This is a genomic window from Brenneria sp. L3-3C-1, assembly GCF_016456245.1.
GTDB lineage: Bacteria > Pseudomonadota > Gammaproteobacteria > Enterobacterales > Enterobacteriaceae > Brenneria.
In genome coordinates, this window is the sequence record NZ_JAEMHF010000001.1 from 726,128 (window position 1) to 738,805 (window position 12,678).

Below are 12,678 nucleotides of genomic sequence, written 5' to 3' on the forward strand. Positions count from 1 at the left end.
ATGTTTGAGTTACGCGTGCTGACTGGTTTACATCGTGGCGCGGCGCTGCCGTTAAGCGGTACTTCCTGGCGGGTGGGCGCCGCCGACGATGCCGACCTGGTGCTCTACGATCCAGGGATTCAGTCCCATCATTGTTTGCTGGAAAAAACGGAAACCGGCTGGCGGCTTTCCGCGCTGGCCGGCGCGCTGTGTGACGCCGAAGGACACGCGATCGCGCAGGTCGCCGATCTGTCGCCCGGTACGCCGTTTGCCGCCGGCCAGATCTGGCTGTGCGTCGTGGCTGCCGATACCCCCTGGCACGATGAAGAAGAAGAGCGCGCGCCGCCGGATAGCGCGATCCCGGAAGCAGAGGCCAGCGCGGAATCGGCGGCTGTGGCGGAAAGATCCTCCCCCCAGCCGGTTCCTGACGTCTCGCCGGTCAAACCTTCCCGCTTACCCCTATGGGCCAAGGGCTGCTATCTGCTGCTCAGCCTATTGCTGATTAGCATGATCGGCAGTTGGCAGCTACAGGAGAGCGTAGCGATGCCCGCCGCGCCATCGCCGCAGGACTCGCGCCGGGCGATCGGGACGCTGCCGCAACTGAGCGCGACGTTGCACACCCTGTTGCAGGAACGGGAACTCGGCGGCGCGGTGAAAACCGCGGCCAATCACGACCGCATTACGTTGACCGGACAATTAACGCCTGAAGAACAAAAAAAACTGGAACGGATGCTCATCCAACTCCACCAACGTTATAGAACCGCGCTGATCGTCGAAAACCGCACCCGGCTGAAAGTGGAAAAACTGCCCTTTCAGATAGTTCAGGTGACCGGCGGACCGCACGCCAACGTGGTCACCGCCGACGGCAGACGTTTTTTTGTCGGCGATGAAATCGACAGCCTTCGTCTGGTGAGCATTGACGATCATCAGATTGAATTTGGCGGCAAACAGCAGATAAAGGTGAACTGGTAAATGCACACGCAAGCAATCGCTCCCTTCCCGCTGCTCGCTCACTGGGTTCAGCAGCAGCGACAACATCTATCCGCTTTCGCGCCCATTGATTTAAAGGGGCGTATCCTGGCGATTAGCGGCATTTTGCTGGAGTGCGGCTTGCCGCAGGCGCGCATCGGCGATTTGTGTCTGGTGTCGCGCAAGGACGGAAGCCAGATGATGGCGGAGGTGGTGGGCTTTAGCCCGCATAACACCTTTTTGTCCGCGCTGGGGGCGCTGGACGGCATCGCCCAGGGCGCCGTAGTCACGCCGCTGTATCAGCCCCATTGCATTCAGGTTTCCGACGCCCTGTTCGGCAGCGTGCTGGACGGCTTCGGGCGGGCGCTGGAGGCCGGCGGCCAAAGCGCGTTTGTCGAACCCGGCCACGCGCACGGCCACGCCATGCCGGTGCTGGGCGATGCGCCGCCGCCGACCGCCCGTCCGCGCATTAGCGCCCCATTGCCCACCGGCCTGCGCGCGGTTGACGGCTTGCTCACCCTCGGTCAGGGACAGCGCGTCGGCATTTTTGCCGGCGCCGGCTGCGGCAAAACCACGCTGTTGGCGGAACTGGCGCGCAACACCCCGTGCGACGCCATCGTTTTCGGGCTGATTGGCGAACGCGGCCGCGAACTGCGCGAATTCCTCGATCATGAACTGGATGACGAATTGCGCAGCCGTACCGTGCTGGTCTGCTCCACCTCCGATCGCAGTAGTATGGAGCGCGCGCGCGCCGCCTTTACCGCTACGGCCATTGCCGAAGCCTATCGTGCCGCCGGTAAACAGGTGCTGCTGATTATCGATTCGCTGACACGTTTTGCCCGCGCCCAGCGGGAGATCGGGCTGGCGCTGGGCGAACCGCAGGGACGCGGCGGCTTGCCCCCCTCGGTTTATACCTTACTGCCCCGGCTGGTGGAACGCGCCGGGCAGACGCAGCAAGGTGCCATCACCGCGCTCTATTCGGTGCTGATCGAACAGGATTCGATGAACGATCCGGTGGCGGATGAAGTGCGCTCGTTGATTGACGGACACATTGTGCTCACCCGGCGATTGGCCGAACAGGGGCATTATCCGGCCATTGATGTGCTGGCCAGCCTGAGTCGCACCATGAGTAATGTGGTTGAGCTCGAGCATAACCGCCATGCCGGCGCCATCCGTCGCCTGATGGCGGCCTACAAGCAGGTCGAAATGCTGATCCGGCTGGGGGAATATCAGCCCGGTCACGATGCGCTGACCGATTCGGCGGTCAGCGCCCATGAGGAAATTACCCAGTTCCTGCGTCAGGCCATGCGCGATCCCATGCCGTATGACGTCATTCAGCAACAATTGGCCGGAGTCAGCCGCTATGCCTCATAACCTCCCCGAAGCCGACGCGTTGCAGGCTACGCTAAACCTGCTGATGCCGATACGCCGCCAGCGGCTGAGCCGCAGCGAGCGGCAGCTACGCCAGGAAGAACAAACGCTTAACCGCCTTGACGCCGAACAAGCGGCGCATCGGCAACGTCTGGACGCCCTGCAACTGAGCGGCCGGCAACAGCGGGACGCCTTTGTAAGCCAGATGCAAGGCCGGCAACAGACGCAGGAAAACCTTAAAAAGCGATTGCATGACGAGCAGCGACTTCTTCACGACATCCATGCCGAAACGCAACGGGGCGAAAGCAACCGTGTCGCGCAGCAGAACCAACAACAACAGGTTAAGCACGCCCGGCAGACCACCCGTCAGTGTCAGAAAGCGGTAGAAAAACTGGAATTTCTGCTCACGTTACCTCAGGAGAATCTATGAACAATCGACTGATTTCATCACCGGAAACCGCCGCTTTCCACACGCAAGGAGGCCGGGCGACCTCGTCGGAGGAAAAAGCCGGTGTGGATTTTTGGGAGGCTTTCAACTTCTCGACCGGCTTTGAATTCGCATTGGAGCAGGATGACGCCCGCGACCTGCCGCCGACCGATCCGGCTTGCCTTTCTCTTTCGCCGCCGTCTTTCGCCCCGCACGGCGCAGAAGACGTGACGCCGTCACAATCGTTGCCGTCTCTCTGGTCGCCGTTACAATGCGAACTGATTGAAGCATTGGACAACATCGGCTATCCGCCCTTTTCGTTCAGCTTGCAGCTCCCGCAGTTAGGCGATATCGACGCCCGGCTGGCAAATCTGACGCCGCGCGGCTGGGATATCTCATTACGCTTCAGCCGGGAAAGCTACCAGTGTTTGAAAGATCGCCGGGAGTCGTGTCGCCGCGCCTTATCTGACGCGTTGAATTGTCCGGTGAACCTGAGCTTTGAGGCCAGGGAGTCATACCGATGAACGTTCGTCCGCTGACGCTGGCGTCGATAAGCGCCGAACAGGCGCAGGTAAGGCAGGCGCTGGCCGCCGGACTGACGTTGCCGTTCCACCGTGACAGCCAGGCCGGCGCTTTGCATCTGCGCCTGGCCGACGGGGAAAGTCAGGATCTGAATAGCCACTGGCGTTGCGACGGCGGACGGTTCTCCCTTTCCGAACCCGCGCCGATGCTGAGCCTGCTCGCCGACTGCCCGCTGTTGCCGGTCACCGACGCCGCCGATCCGGCCTATGAATGGTACTGGACGCTATATAACCAGTCGCTCTGTCCGGCGCTGCATGCTTTGCTGGGTGAAATTTATCCGTACGCGGAGTCCGAGACTCATCATGAGCCGATTGACGGCTGGCTGACCGTAAGCTGGAACGGCATCCGTAGCCGCAGCCGGATACAGACCGCGGCGAGCACCTGGCTGGCGCTGTTGTCCCACGCCGGCTGGCGGCGGCCCTGCGCGCCCTTGCCGGATATTTTTACCCTGTCATCGCCGCTGGTGCTGGCCGAAGCGATGGTGACGCCTGAAGCTCTGCGCCACATCCAGCCGGGCGCGGTGCTGCTGCCGAATTATCCCTATTTTTCACCTTCCGGTCAGGGGAGCGTGGTTTTGCCGCCATGGCGTCTGTACGGCAACCTGCAATTGACCGGACTTGCCCCTTATCGTTTTACCGTTACTGACATGGAGAACCTGCCTGTGAGTTCATCAATCGCGCCCTTACCGTCGGAAAATCCGGCCGTTTTCCATCAAGAGAGTGACAACGTCACCGATTTTACGGCCCCATTGCCGCCGCTGCCGGTTACTCTGACCGTCCGGTGTGGAAACCTGATGTCTACGCTGCCCGATTTACAGCGTTTAGCCGAGGGTTCGGTGTTGACGCTCAGTGACGTGACGCCGGGGGAAGCCTGGCTCTACTACGGCGAGATCCCGCTGGCCCAGGGGGATCTGGTGGATGTGGAGGGCAAACTGGGGTTGCAGATCACCCGGCTGTTGTCTCTCGCGGCGTCCGTCGACGCGGAAAACACATCAGAACGGGAGTCGGCCCTATGACGTCGGGTGCGTTCGATCCGTTGATGTTTGCGCTGTTTCTCGGCGCGCTGTCGTTGATCCCGCTGCTGATGATTGTCTGTACCTGCTTTCTGAAGATTGCCATCGTACTGTTGATTACCCGCAACGCCATCGGCGTACAGCAGGTGCCGCCCAATATGGCGCTGTACGGTATCGCTCTGGCGGCGACGCTGTTTGTCATGGCGCCGGTGTTTCAGGACATTACCAAGCGGGTGCAGGAAAAGCCGCTGGATATGACCGATATCACGCGCTTGCAGGACAGCGTGAGCTATGGACTCGGCCCGTTGCAAACCTTTATGGCGCGCAATACCGACCCGGATATTCTCACCCATTTGCATGAAAACAGTCTGCGCATGTGGCCCGTATCGCTATCGGAAAAGGTGAACACGCAAAACCTTTTGCTGGTGATCCCGGCGTTTGTACTGTCTGAGTTACAGGCCGGTTTTAAAATCGGCTTCCTGATTTATATCCCGTTTATCGTCATCGACCTGATTGTGTCGAATGTCCTGCTGGCGCTGGGGATGCAGATGGTCGCGCCGATGACGCTTTCCCTGCCGTTGAAGCTGCTGCTGTTCGTGCTGGTTAACGGCTGGACGCGCCTGCTGGACGGGCTGTTTTACAGTTACCTGTGAGGCTTTGATGGAGATTATTACCCTTTTCCGGCAGGCCATGGTGATGGTGGTGCTGCTTTCCGCGCCGCCGCTGCTGGTGGCGGTTACCGTCGGCGTATTGATCTCGCTGTTACAGGCGGTGATGCAGTTGCAGGATCAAACGCTGCCGTTCGCCGTCAAACTGCTCGCCGTCGGCCTGGTGCTGGCCCTGTGCGGACGGTGGATCGGCGTGGAGCTGATGCAGCTCGCCATCACCGCCTTCAATATGATTGAACATACCGGAGTCTGAGGACGCGCGATGATTGCCACTATTCAGCAGGTTTATGATTTTATCATCGCCATCACGCTGGGGCTGGCCCGGATATATCCCTGCTTTATTCTGGTGCCGGTTTTTTCGCTTAACGTGCTGAAAGGCATGATGCGCAACGCGGTGGTGATCGCGTTGACGCTGCTGCCGGCCCCGGTTATCCAGCAGCAGTTGCTGCAAACGCCGCTCTCGTGGCCGATGCTGCCCGGCCTGCTGCTCAAGGAGGTGATTGTCGGGTTGTTGATTGCGCTGATCCTGGCGATGCCGTTCTGGCTGTTCGAGTCGGTGGGCGCGCTGTTTGACAACCAGCGCGGCGCCCTGATGGGCGGCCAGCTCAACCCGGCGTTGGGCGCCGACAGCACCCCGCTCGGCCATCTGCTCAAGCAGTTGATTATTCTGCTGCTGATTATCGGGGGCGGCCTGAGCAGCCTCACCCAGCTGTTATGGGACAGTTATCGCGTGTGGCCCGCCCTCGCCTGGCTGCCCGCGCCCGGCGAACAGGGGTTTGAGGTATACCTGACGCTGCTGGCGGAAACCTTCACCCATCTGGTGATCTATGCCGGGCCGCTGGTCGCGTTGCTGCTGCTGTTGGAGTTCAGTATCTCCCTGCTGAGTCTTTATAGCCCGCAGCTACAGGTTTTCGTGCTGTCGATTCCGGCCAAGTGTCTGCTGGGCATGGCGTTTTTTATCGTCTATCTGCCGGTGCTGCACTACCTGGGCGATCAGAAACTGCGGGTGCTGCCGGATTTGAAGCATGTGTTTCCCCTGCTTTTTTCCCATTAGCGTGCCAGGAGGCGAAACGCGCGAGCGTCAGCCGGAGAAAACCAACAGAGTATGCGCCGATGAGCGAAAAAACCGAAAAGCCTACCGACAAAAAACTTAAAGACGCCCGGCGTAAAGGCGAAGTCGGACAAAGTCAGGATGTGCCCAAGTTGCTGATCTGCGTGGGGCTGATTGAGTGCGTTATGGCGCTGGCCGACACGACGCTGGGGAAACTACAGTCGCTGATACAACTGCCGTTGCGCCGGCTGGACGCGCCGTTTGCCCAGGCGGCAAAAGAGATCTTTCACGATGCGGCGATACTGGCGGGCACGCTCTGCCTGCTGGGCGCGGCGATAGCGGTGTTGCTGCGCATCGTCGGCGGCTGGATACAGTACGGCCCGCTGTTTGCCCCCGAAGCGCTCAAGTTCGACCTGAACCGGCTGAACCCCGTCAATCAATTCAAACAAATGTTTTCCATGCGCAAGCTGACGGAAATGCTGACCAATATTCTGAAAGCGGCGGTCATCGGCACGGTATTTTATAAAGTGGTGGTGCCGGAGCTGGAGGCGCTGGTCGAGCTGGCTTACGGCGATCTGAACGGATTCTGGCAAGGCGTCAAGGCGCTGCTGACCCGTATCGCCCGCACCACGCTGACCGCGCTGCTGGTGCTGTCGGTGATGGATTTCGGTTTGCAAAAATATTTTTTCCTCAAGCAACAGCGCATGAGCCACCAGGATTTACGCAACGAACACAAAGATTCGGAAGGCGACCCGCACATGAAAGGACACCGCAAATCGATGGCGAATGAGCTATTAAACCAGCCCGCCGCGCCGCGTCCCAAAGGACGTGTGGAAGATGCGGATATGCTGCTGGTCAACCCGACGCACTATGCGGTGGCGCTTTACTACCGGCCGGGTAAAACGCCGCTACCGCGCATACTGTGCAAAGGCGAAGACCAACAGGCGCAACAGCTGATTGCCCGCGCCAAAGAAGCGGACATCCCGGTGATCCGCTTTATCTGGTTGACCCGCACACTGTACCGCCGCACCCCGGAAGGCCACTATATTCCGCGGGAAACATTACAGGCGGTGGCGCAGGTTTATCGCGTCCTGCGCCAGTTGGAGGACGCGCAGAAAAAAGAGATTATCGAGATGGAGTAACCTCCGTGACTATCGCAATAACTTCAGCACATCACTCAACGTATTGAGAAACAGGTCGGCGTGTGGTTCCTTAAATATCAGCGGCGGACGGATCTTCAGAATATTCGCCGCCGGACCGGTGGCGCTAATCAACACACCCCGCCGGCGCATTTCATTCACCACCTTTGCCGTCAACTCGGTGGCCGGCCGTTTACCGTGACTTTCGGCGATCAGTTCGACGCCGATAAACAGCCCGTAGGCGCGGATATCGCCTATCAGCGGAAAATCCCGCGCCAACTGTTGTAATCCCTGATGCAGATAATTTCCCACCCGTTGCGCGTTCTGCCGTAGCCGTTGTTGCCGAATAATGCGCAGTACCGCATGCGCCGCCTGGCAGGACACCGGATTACCGCCGAACGTATTAAAGTAACGCACCTCACGCCCAAAAGCCTCCAGCAGGGCCGACCGCCCGACCAGTCCGGCTATCGGGTGGCCGTTGCCCATCGGTTTGCCCAGGCTGACCAGATCCGGCACCACGCCATGCCGGGCAAAGCCCCACAGGGTTTCGCCGGTGCGGCCGAATCCCGGCTGAACTTCATCGGCAATAAACAGTCCGCCGGCCTGACGGATCAGCGCCGCCGCCTGCGCCATTTCGCCCTCGGGGGCGCAAAACACGCCATCGCTGGAAAAAATGGTATCAATCAATAGCGCCGCAGGCCGGATACCCTCGCGTTGCATCGCGGACAGCGCTGAGCGGATGCTGGCGATAAACTCGCCGGGCCGGCGATAGCGGTCGGGCGCATCAATCAGCTTAACGTGATTGCCGCGCGGCACGCCGGCCCCCAGCGACGGCGACAGCTCCGCCAACGCGCTGGTGACGCCGTGATACGCCCAGCGGGTGACCAGAACGCCGGTTCCGCCGGTGACGTGGCGGGCGACCCGCAGGGCCAGATCGTTGGCTTCGCTGCCCGTACAGGTGAACACCACATTATTTAACTCAGCCGGAAACTCGCTTAGCAAATCTTCGGCGAAATCAACAATCGCCTCATGCAGATAGCGGGTATGGGTATTCAGCGTCGCACTCTGCCGGGCTATAGCCTCAACCACCGCCGGATGGCAATGTCCCACCGAGGCGACATTATTATAAACATCCAGATAGCGGTTGCCCTGATGGTCAAACAGCCAGACGCCTTCGCCCCGCGCCACGTGCAGTGGCTGCTCATAAAATAGTCGGTATCCACTGCCCAATACCCGCTGACGACGGGACAACAGATCGTCACTGCGCGTCGCTTCGTGTGACATTGTCACTTTACTCATAATTCCTCTCCATAGCAGGCCTGATACAGTCTGGCGGCGCATTGATCGTAGGTATAATTTTTCATCTGGCGCAGACTGCGCCAGCAGTACGGCAGATTACGCAGCAGATAATCCCGGTTGGCGGGATACAGCGACGCGCGCCATTGGGCAATGGTCATGGTCAGCGCCATCCGGGCGGCGATCAGATCGGGCAACAGCGCGATCTCCCGGGCGGTCAGCGGCAACTGTTGGTGATATGCAAAGACAAACGGCACAACATATTCAAACGGATCGGCGCCGTTGCCGATCTGATACGCCAGCGCCGTCGCCAGTTCGCAAACCAGCGGAGCATGCAACGCATCGCCAAAATCAATAATGCCCGCCACCTGGGTCGGTTGTTGCGGGTTAACCAGTACATTGTGCGGGTTGAGATCGTTATGAATAGTCTGATGGCGCAGCGAGGCTAATACCGGCGCGACATATTCATCATAGCGGTCAAATACCCGGCTGATATGTTGCTGTTGTTCCCGGTCGCGGACATAGGTCAGATAAGGGCGCACCTGCTCCGCCCGGCTAATATCCCACAATAGCGAACGCTTGGCCGCCGGATGAGTGAAACTGTGCAACGCCCGATCCAACCGCGCCAGCGTGTCGCCCAAATCATGCATCAACGCGACCGCGGGAAATGCCAGATGCTGCGGTGTTCCCGCCAGATAGCTGACCACACGCACCCGTAACGCTACGCCGCCGATATCCACAATCGGTTCCGCCTGCCCGTCAAGCGTCACGATCGCGCGGGGAATGGGCAACTCGGGCGCCTGCCGGGCAATATGCAGTAACAGCGAAGTCTGAAAATCGCTGACTTCGGCGGACTCCGCCGCATTAATCACTTTCAGCATATAGCGCCGCTCAGGCGAAACGGTCAGACAAAAATTCAGATCGCGTTCGCCCTGCAACAGTTTAACGTCGCCACGCAGACCATAATGTTGCTGCACGACCTCCGCCGCCTGCCGGCAGGATACCTGCGGCACCGACTGCGTCATCAGATCGGCATCGATAAATACCTCGGCATTCGGCGACGGCAATGGCTGATTACCCCCCGGCCATTCAGACATGCTGACCTCCATTGACGTGGATCTCCGCGCCATTGACATACGAGGCCCCCGAGGTGCACAGGAAGTAGATCAGACTCGCCACCTCTTCCGGTTTGCCCAAACGCTGCATCGGCACCTGCCGCTCAATGATATCGTCCGTGCCGGGGGATAAAATCGCGGTTTCAATTTCTCCCGGCGCAATCGCATTGACTCGCACGCCATACTGTCCGAAATCAAAGGCCATTTCGCGCGTCAGGGCGGAGAGCGCCGCTTTTGATGTCGCATAGGCCGCACCGGCAAACGGATGGACGCGGGAACCGGCGATCGAGGTGATGTTTATGACGCTGCCTTGCGAAGCTTTTAGTTCATCAAATAAGCCGTTCGCCAACAGCGCGCAGGAAAATAGGTTCACGTTAAACACCCGCATCCAGGTCGCATAGTCGGTATCACGCACGCCAAGACGGCTACCGCCCTCGCCTTTGGGCGAAATTCCCGCGTTATCCACCAACGCGTCGAGCCGTCCTCCCAGCTTCGCCTTAATCAACGGCAATGTCTGTTGCAGGCTATCGATATCTTCCAGATCGAGGTGAATATGGTTCAGCAGCCCTTCCGCCCACGGACATTCCTCAACCCAGCTTTGACGGGAAGCGGTGAATATTCGCCAGCCAGCGGCATGGAAGTGTTTCACGGTGGCATGCCCAATCCCCCGGCTGGCGCCGGTCAGCAGTAATGTCTTTTGGTCTGTCATACCATTACCTCTCGATAGCTGTTCAATGAGATGTTTGATGCATCATAAAATACTGCGTAAAAAAAGCTGAAATTTATTCAGCTCAGAGAGTTGATACCACCTGCCGGCCTCCCGTCAGAGGGAGGCCGGCGTGGGGATTCTTACCGCCCGCTGCGCAAACGCTCCGATCGACGGCGTAAAACTTCCATCACAATCAGCAAGATCAGCGCGGCGCCCACCATCATCGACGCCGCCGCCGCAATGGTCGGATCAAGGTTTTCACGGATACCGGCGAACATCTGTAGCGGCAAGGTGCGCTGACGCGGACTGGCCAGAAACAGCGTGACGATCACTTCGTCAAACGATGTCGCGAACGCGAACAACGCCCCGGAGAACACGCCGGGCGCGATCAGCGGAAACGTCACCTTGCGAAACGCCAGCAGCGGCGGCGCTCCGAGACTGGCGGCGGCGCGGGTCAGATTTTGATCGTAGTTTTTCAGCACCGCCGTCACAGTGATCACCACAAACGGCACGCCCAGCATGGCATGCGCCAGCACCAGACCGAGGTAGCTATTCAATAATGATAGCTTGGCGAAAAAGAAAAACATCCCGACGGCCACAATCACCACCGGGGCGATCATCGGCGATATCAGCACCGCCATCACCAGCGATTTACCGCGAAACTCGCCGCGCACCAGCCCAACCGAAGCCAGCACGCCAAGTCCGGTGGCCAACAGCGTCGCCAACGGCGCAATCAGCAAGCTGTTGCCCAACGCGCCCAGCCAGGCGCTGGAGTTGAAAAACTCGTGATACCAGCGCAGGGAAAAGCCCGTTAGCGGATAGCTCAGAAAGGAGCCGGCGTTAAAAGACAGCGGCACAATCACCAATACCGGCACGATCAAAAATAACAACATTGCCGCGCCATAAAAGTTAAAGAAAGTATTCCACAAGCGGATAACTAACTCACCCTGCTGTTTCATTTTCGTTTCCCCTTGTTTTCATCAATAAACAGAGCATCGTTAGCGCGCCGCGATTTCGGCGTTGGTACGGGTGACGCGGATGTATACCACGTACAACAGCGTAACGATGACCAGCAACTGCGTACCCAACGCGGCGGCCATACCCCAGTTCATGGTGGTATTGGTGAAGAAAGCAACGAAGTAACTCAGCATCTGATCGCTTGGCCCGCCCAACAAGGCCGGCGTAATGTAATAGCCGATCGCCATCATAAAGACGAGTATTGCGCCGGCGGTGACGCCGGCATAAGTCTGCGGTACATAGACCCGCCAGAAGGCAATAAAGGGATGCGCGCCCAGGGATATCGCCGCCCGAACATAGTTGGGTGAAATGCCTTTCATCACCGCATATAACGGCAGGATAAAAAACGGCAGCAGAATATGCGTCATCGAGATGTAGACGCCGATGCGGTTAAATACCAGCACCAGCGGTTCATCGATAATGCCGACGCTCAGCAGCGTCCGGTTAATCAAGCCGCCGGACTGCAACAGCACGATCCAGCTAGCGGTACGTACAATCAATGAGGTCCAAAAAGGCAGCAGTACCATAATCAACAGCAAATTCGCGCGGTTGGACGGCTGTTTCGCCAGCCAGTACGCCAACGGATAGCCCAGCCCGACACACAGCAACGTCACCACGCCCGCCATCAGCAGAGTACGCAGCAACACATCGACATACAGCGACTGTTCGGCCGGTTGCGCCACTATTTTCTGAGTCTGCGCATCGACCTTATGGTCAAAAACCGCCAACAGGTAATAGCTGGTAAAAGGCCGGGAGGCGCGATCCAGCGTTTGCCAGGTGGTAAGCTCGCCCCATAACGGCTGCTCGCTGATTAGCTGACCGCGGATATCGGCGCTATCATCCGCCGGCAGTTTGCGCAGCGTGCGGGTGATCAACGAGCGGTATTCAGAGCCTTCGTATCCCAGTCGTTTGGTAATTGCGGTCAGTTTCCCGCTGCTGCGTGCTTCGCGCAGATCGCTGACCACCGCTTTAAATACGCTTTCATCCGGGACGGCATTCCCAGACCACTGGCGCATTGCGGATACCGTGCTCGGCATGTTTTCTCTCAGTTCCGGATTCGCTACGCTTTTGCCCAGAATCGACACAATGGGGAAGAGAAAGCTCACCACGATAAACAGAAACAGCGGCGCAATCAGCAACAGAGAGCGTTTTTTATACATCGACTGCGCGACACGCAATTGCTGTTTCAGAGCGGCATTCCCTTCTTTCTCGCCGGATGGCGGCGTCGTCGCCAACATTTCGCTCTGGGACATAGGTTTTATCTCCATCATACTTACGGTAAAACAACTGCTGATTTATCGGCCGGCATCCCGCGCTTAACTATCCATCGCCGGCCTGCGCTG

The 12,678-nt window shown here is 58.8% G+C and carries 14 protein-coding genes; 9 read left to right on the plus strand and 5 right to left on the minus strand.

Annotation, left to right across the window (positions count from 1 at the left end):
• From JG725_RS03335 to sctU, 9 genes are read left to right on the plus strand one after another with little or no spacing between them, the layout of a single operon-like run.
• Nucleotides 1–951 carry an FHA domain-containing protein gene (locus JG725_RS03335; protein ID WP_199376562.1) on the plus strand — a complete coding sequence of 317 codons (951 nt, stop codon included), beginning with the start codon at nt 1–3 and terminating at the stop codon, nt 949–951.
• Nucleotides 952–2,322, plus strand: coding sequence for a type III secretion system ATPase SctN (gene sctN, locus JG725_RS03340; protein ID WP_172289425.1), 1,371 nt, complete (start codon nt 952–954; stop codon nt 2,320–2,322). It abuts the gene before it with no gap.
• Nucleotides 2,312–2,749 carry a type III secretion protein gene (locus JG725_RS03345; protein ID WP_172289424.1) on the plus strand — a complete coding sequence of 146 codons (438 nt, stop codon included), beginning with the start codon at nt 2,312–2,314 and terminating at the stop codon, nt 2,747–2,749. The genes sctN and JG725_RS03345 overlap by 11 nt, the downstream gene beginning before the upstream one ends.
• Nucleotides 2,746–3,270, plus strand: coding sequence for a type III secretion system HrpP C-terminal domain-containing protein (locus tag JG725_RS03350; RefSeq protein ID WP_199376564.1), 525 nt, complete (start codon nt 2,746–2,748; stop codon nt 3,268–3,270). Before JG725_RS03345 ends, JG725_RS03350 begins: the two co-directional genes overlap by 4 nt.
• A complete protein-coding gene (locus JG725_RS03355; protein ID WP_199376566.1) occupies nt 3,267–4,343 on the plus strand; it encodes a FliM/FliN family flagellar motor switch protein in 1,077 nt (358 codons plus the stop codon). Before JG725_RS03350 ends, JG725_RS03355 begins: the two co-directional genes overlap by 4 nt.
• The gene (gene sctR / locus JG725_RS03360) at nt 4,340–4,993 is read left to right on the plus strand and encodes a type III secretion system export apparatus subunit SctR (RefSeq protein ID WP_172289421.1); all 654 of its coding nucleotides are present in this window, start codon (nt 4,340–4,342) and stop codon (nt 4,991–4,993) included. The genes JG725_RS03355 and sctR overlap by 4 nt, the downstream gene beginning before the upstream one ends.
• Before the next feature lie 7 nt (nt 4,994–5,000).
• Nucleotides 5,001–5,261 carry a type III secretion system export apparatus subunit SctS gene (sctS, locus tag JG725_RS03365; RefSeq protein ID WP_172289420.1) on the plus strand — a complete coding sequence of 87 codons (261 nt, stop codon included), beginning with the start codon at nt 5,001–5,003 and terminating at the stop codon, nt 5,259–5,261.
• Nucleotides 5,262–5,270: 9 nt separating this feature from the next.
• A complete protein-coding gene (gene sctT / locus JG725_RS03370; protein ID WP_172289419.1) occupies nt 5,271–6,062 on the plus strand; it encodes a type III secretion system export apparatus subunit SctT in 792 nt (263 codons plus the stop codon).
• Nucleotides 6,063–6,121: 59 nt separating this feature from the next.
• Nucleotides 6,122–7,201, plus strand: coding sequence for a type III secretion system export apparatus subunit SctU (gene sctU / locus JG725_RS03375; RefSeq protein ID WP_199376568.1), 1,080 nt, complete (start codon nt 6,122–6,124; stop codon nt 7,199–7,201).
• 9 nt (nt 7,202–7,210) lie between these two features.
• On the opposite strand, the gene JG725_RS03380 is transcribed toward sctU, so the two are convergent.
• The 5 genes from JG725_RS03380 to JG725_RS03400 form a co-directional block, all read right to left on the minus strand.
• The gene (locus JG725_RS03380) at nt 7,211–8,497 is read right to left on the minus strand and encodes an aspartate aminotransferase family protein (RefSeq protein ID WP_199376570.1); all 1,287 of its coding nucleotides are present in this window, start codon (nt 8,495–8,497) and stop codon (nt 7,211–7,213) included.
• The gene (locus JG725_RS03385; protein ID WP_233356293.1) at nt 8,494–9,591 is read right to left on the minus strand and encodes a phosphotransferase; all 1,098 of its coding nucleotides are present in this window, start codon (nt 9,589–9,591) and stop codon (nt 8,494–8,496) included. The genes JG725_RS03380 and JG725_RS03385 overlap by 4 nt, the downstream gene beginning before the upstream one ends.
• Nucleotides 9,584–10,318 carry an SDR family NAD(P)-dependent oxidoreductase gene (locus JG725_RS03390; RefSeq protein WP_172289415.1) on the minus strand — a complete coding sequence of 245 codons (735 nt, stop codon included), beginning with the start codon at nt 10,316–10,318 and terminating at the stop codon, nt 9,584–9,586. The genes JG725_RS03385 and JG725_RS03390 overlap by 8 nt, the downstream gene beginning before the upstream one ends.
• A 140-nt stretch (nt 10,319–10,458) precedes the next feature.
• Complete coding sequence (locus JG725_RS03395; RefSeq protein ID WP_172289414.1) at nt 10,459–11,277, minus strand: ABC transporter permease; 819 nt, start codon at nt 11,275–11,277, stop codon at nt 10,459–10,461.
• 39 nt (nt 11,278–11,316) lie between these two features.
• A complete protein-coding gene (locus JG725_RS03400) occupies nt 11,317–12,588 on the minus strand; it encodes an ABC transporter permease (RefSeq protein ID WP_172289413.1) in 1,272 nt (423 codons plus the stop codon).
• Between the last annotated feature and the right edge of the window lie 90 nt (nt 12,589–12,678).

What these genes read in the sequence shown, in the direction of transcription:
- JG725_RS03335 (WP_199376562.1), top strand. Translation starts at nt 1, where the DNA reads ATGTTTGAGTTACGCGTGCTGACTGGTTTACATCGTGGCGCGGCGCTG.
- sctN (WP_172289425.1), top strand. Translation starts at nt 952, where the DNA reads ATGCACACGCAAGCAATCGCTCCCTTCCCGCTGCTCGCTCACTGGGTT.
- JG725_RS03345 (WP_172289424.1), top strand. Translation starts at nt 2,312, where the DNA reads ATGCCTCATAACCTCCCCGAAGCCGACGCGTTGCAGGCTACGCTAAAC.
- JG725_RS03350 (WP_199376564.1), top strand. Translation starts at nt 2,746, where the DNA reads ATGAACAATCGACTGATTTCATCACCGGAAACCGCCGCTTTCCACACG.
- JG725_RS03355 (WP_199376566.1), top strand. Translation starts at nt 3,267, where the DNA reads ATGAACGTTCGTCCGCTGACGCTGGCGTCGATAAGCGCCGAACAGGCG.
- sctR (WP_172289421.1), top strand. Translation starts at nt 4,340, where the DNA reads ATGACGTCGGGTGCGTTCGATCCGTTGATGTTTGCGCTGTTTCTCGGC.
- sctS (WP_172289420.1), top strand. Translation starts at nt 5,001, where the DNA reads ATGGAGATTATTACCCTTTTCCGGCAGGCCATGGTGATGGTGGTGCTG.
- sctT (WP_172289419.1), top strand. Translation starts at nt 5,271, where the DNA reads ATGATTGCCACTATTCAGCAGGTTTATGATTTTATCATCGCCATCACG.
- sctU (WP_199376568.1), top strand. Translation starts at nt 6,122, where the DNA reads ATGAGCGAAAAAACCGAAAAGCCTACCGACAAAAAACTTAAAGACGCC.
- JG725_RS03380 (WP_199376570.1), bottom strand. Translation starts at nt 8,497, where the DNA reads ATGAGTAAAGTGACAATGTCACACGAAGCGACGCGCAGTGACGATCTG.
- JG725_RS03385 (WP_233356293.1), bottom strand. Translation starts at nt 9,591, where the DNA reads ATGTCTGAATGGCCGGGGGGTAATCAGCCATTGCCGTCGCCGAATGCC.
- JG725_RS03390 (WP_172289415.1), bottom strand. Translation starts at nt 10,318, where the DNA reads ATGACAGACCAAAAGACATTACTGCTGACCGGCGCCAGCCGGGGGATT.
- JG725_RS03395 (WP_172289414.1), bottom strand. Translation starts at nt 11,277, where the DNA reads ATGAAACAGCAGGGTGAGTTAGTTATCCGCTTGTGGAATACTTTCTTT.
- JG725_RS03400 (WP_172289413.1), bottom strand. Translation starts at nt 12,588, where the DNA reads ATGTCCCAGAGCGAAATGTTGGCGACGACGCCGCCATCCGGCGAGAAA.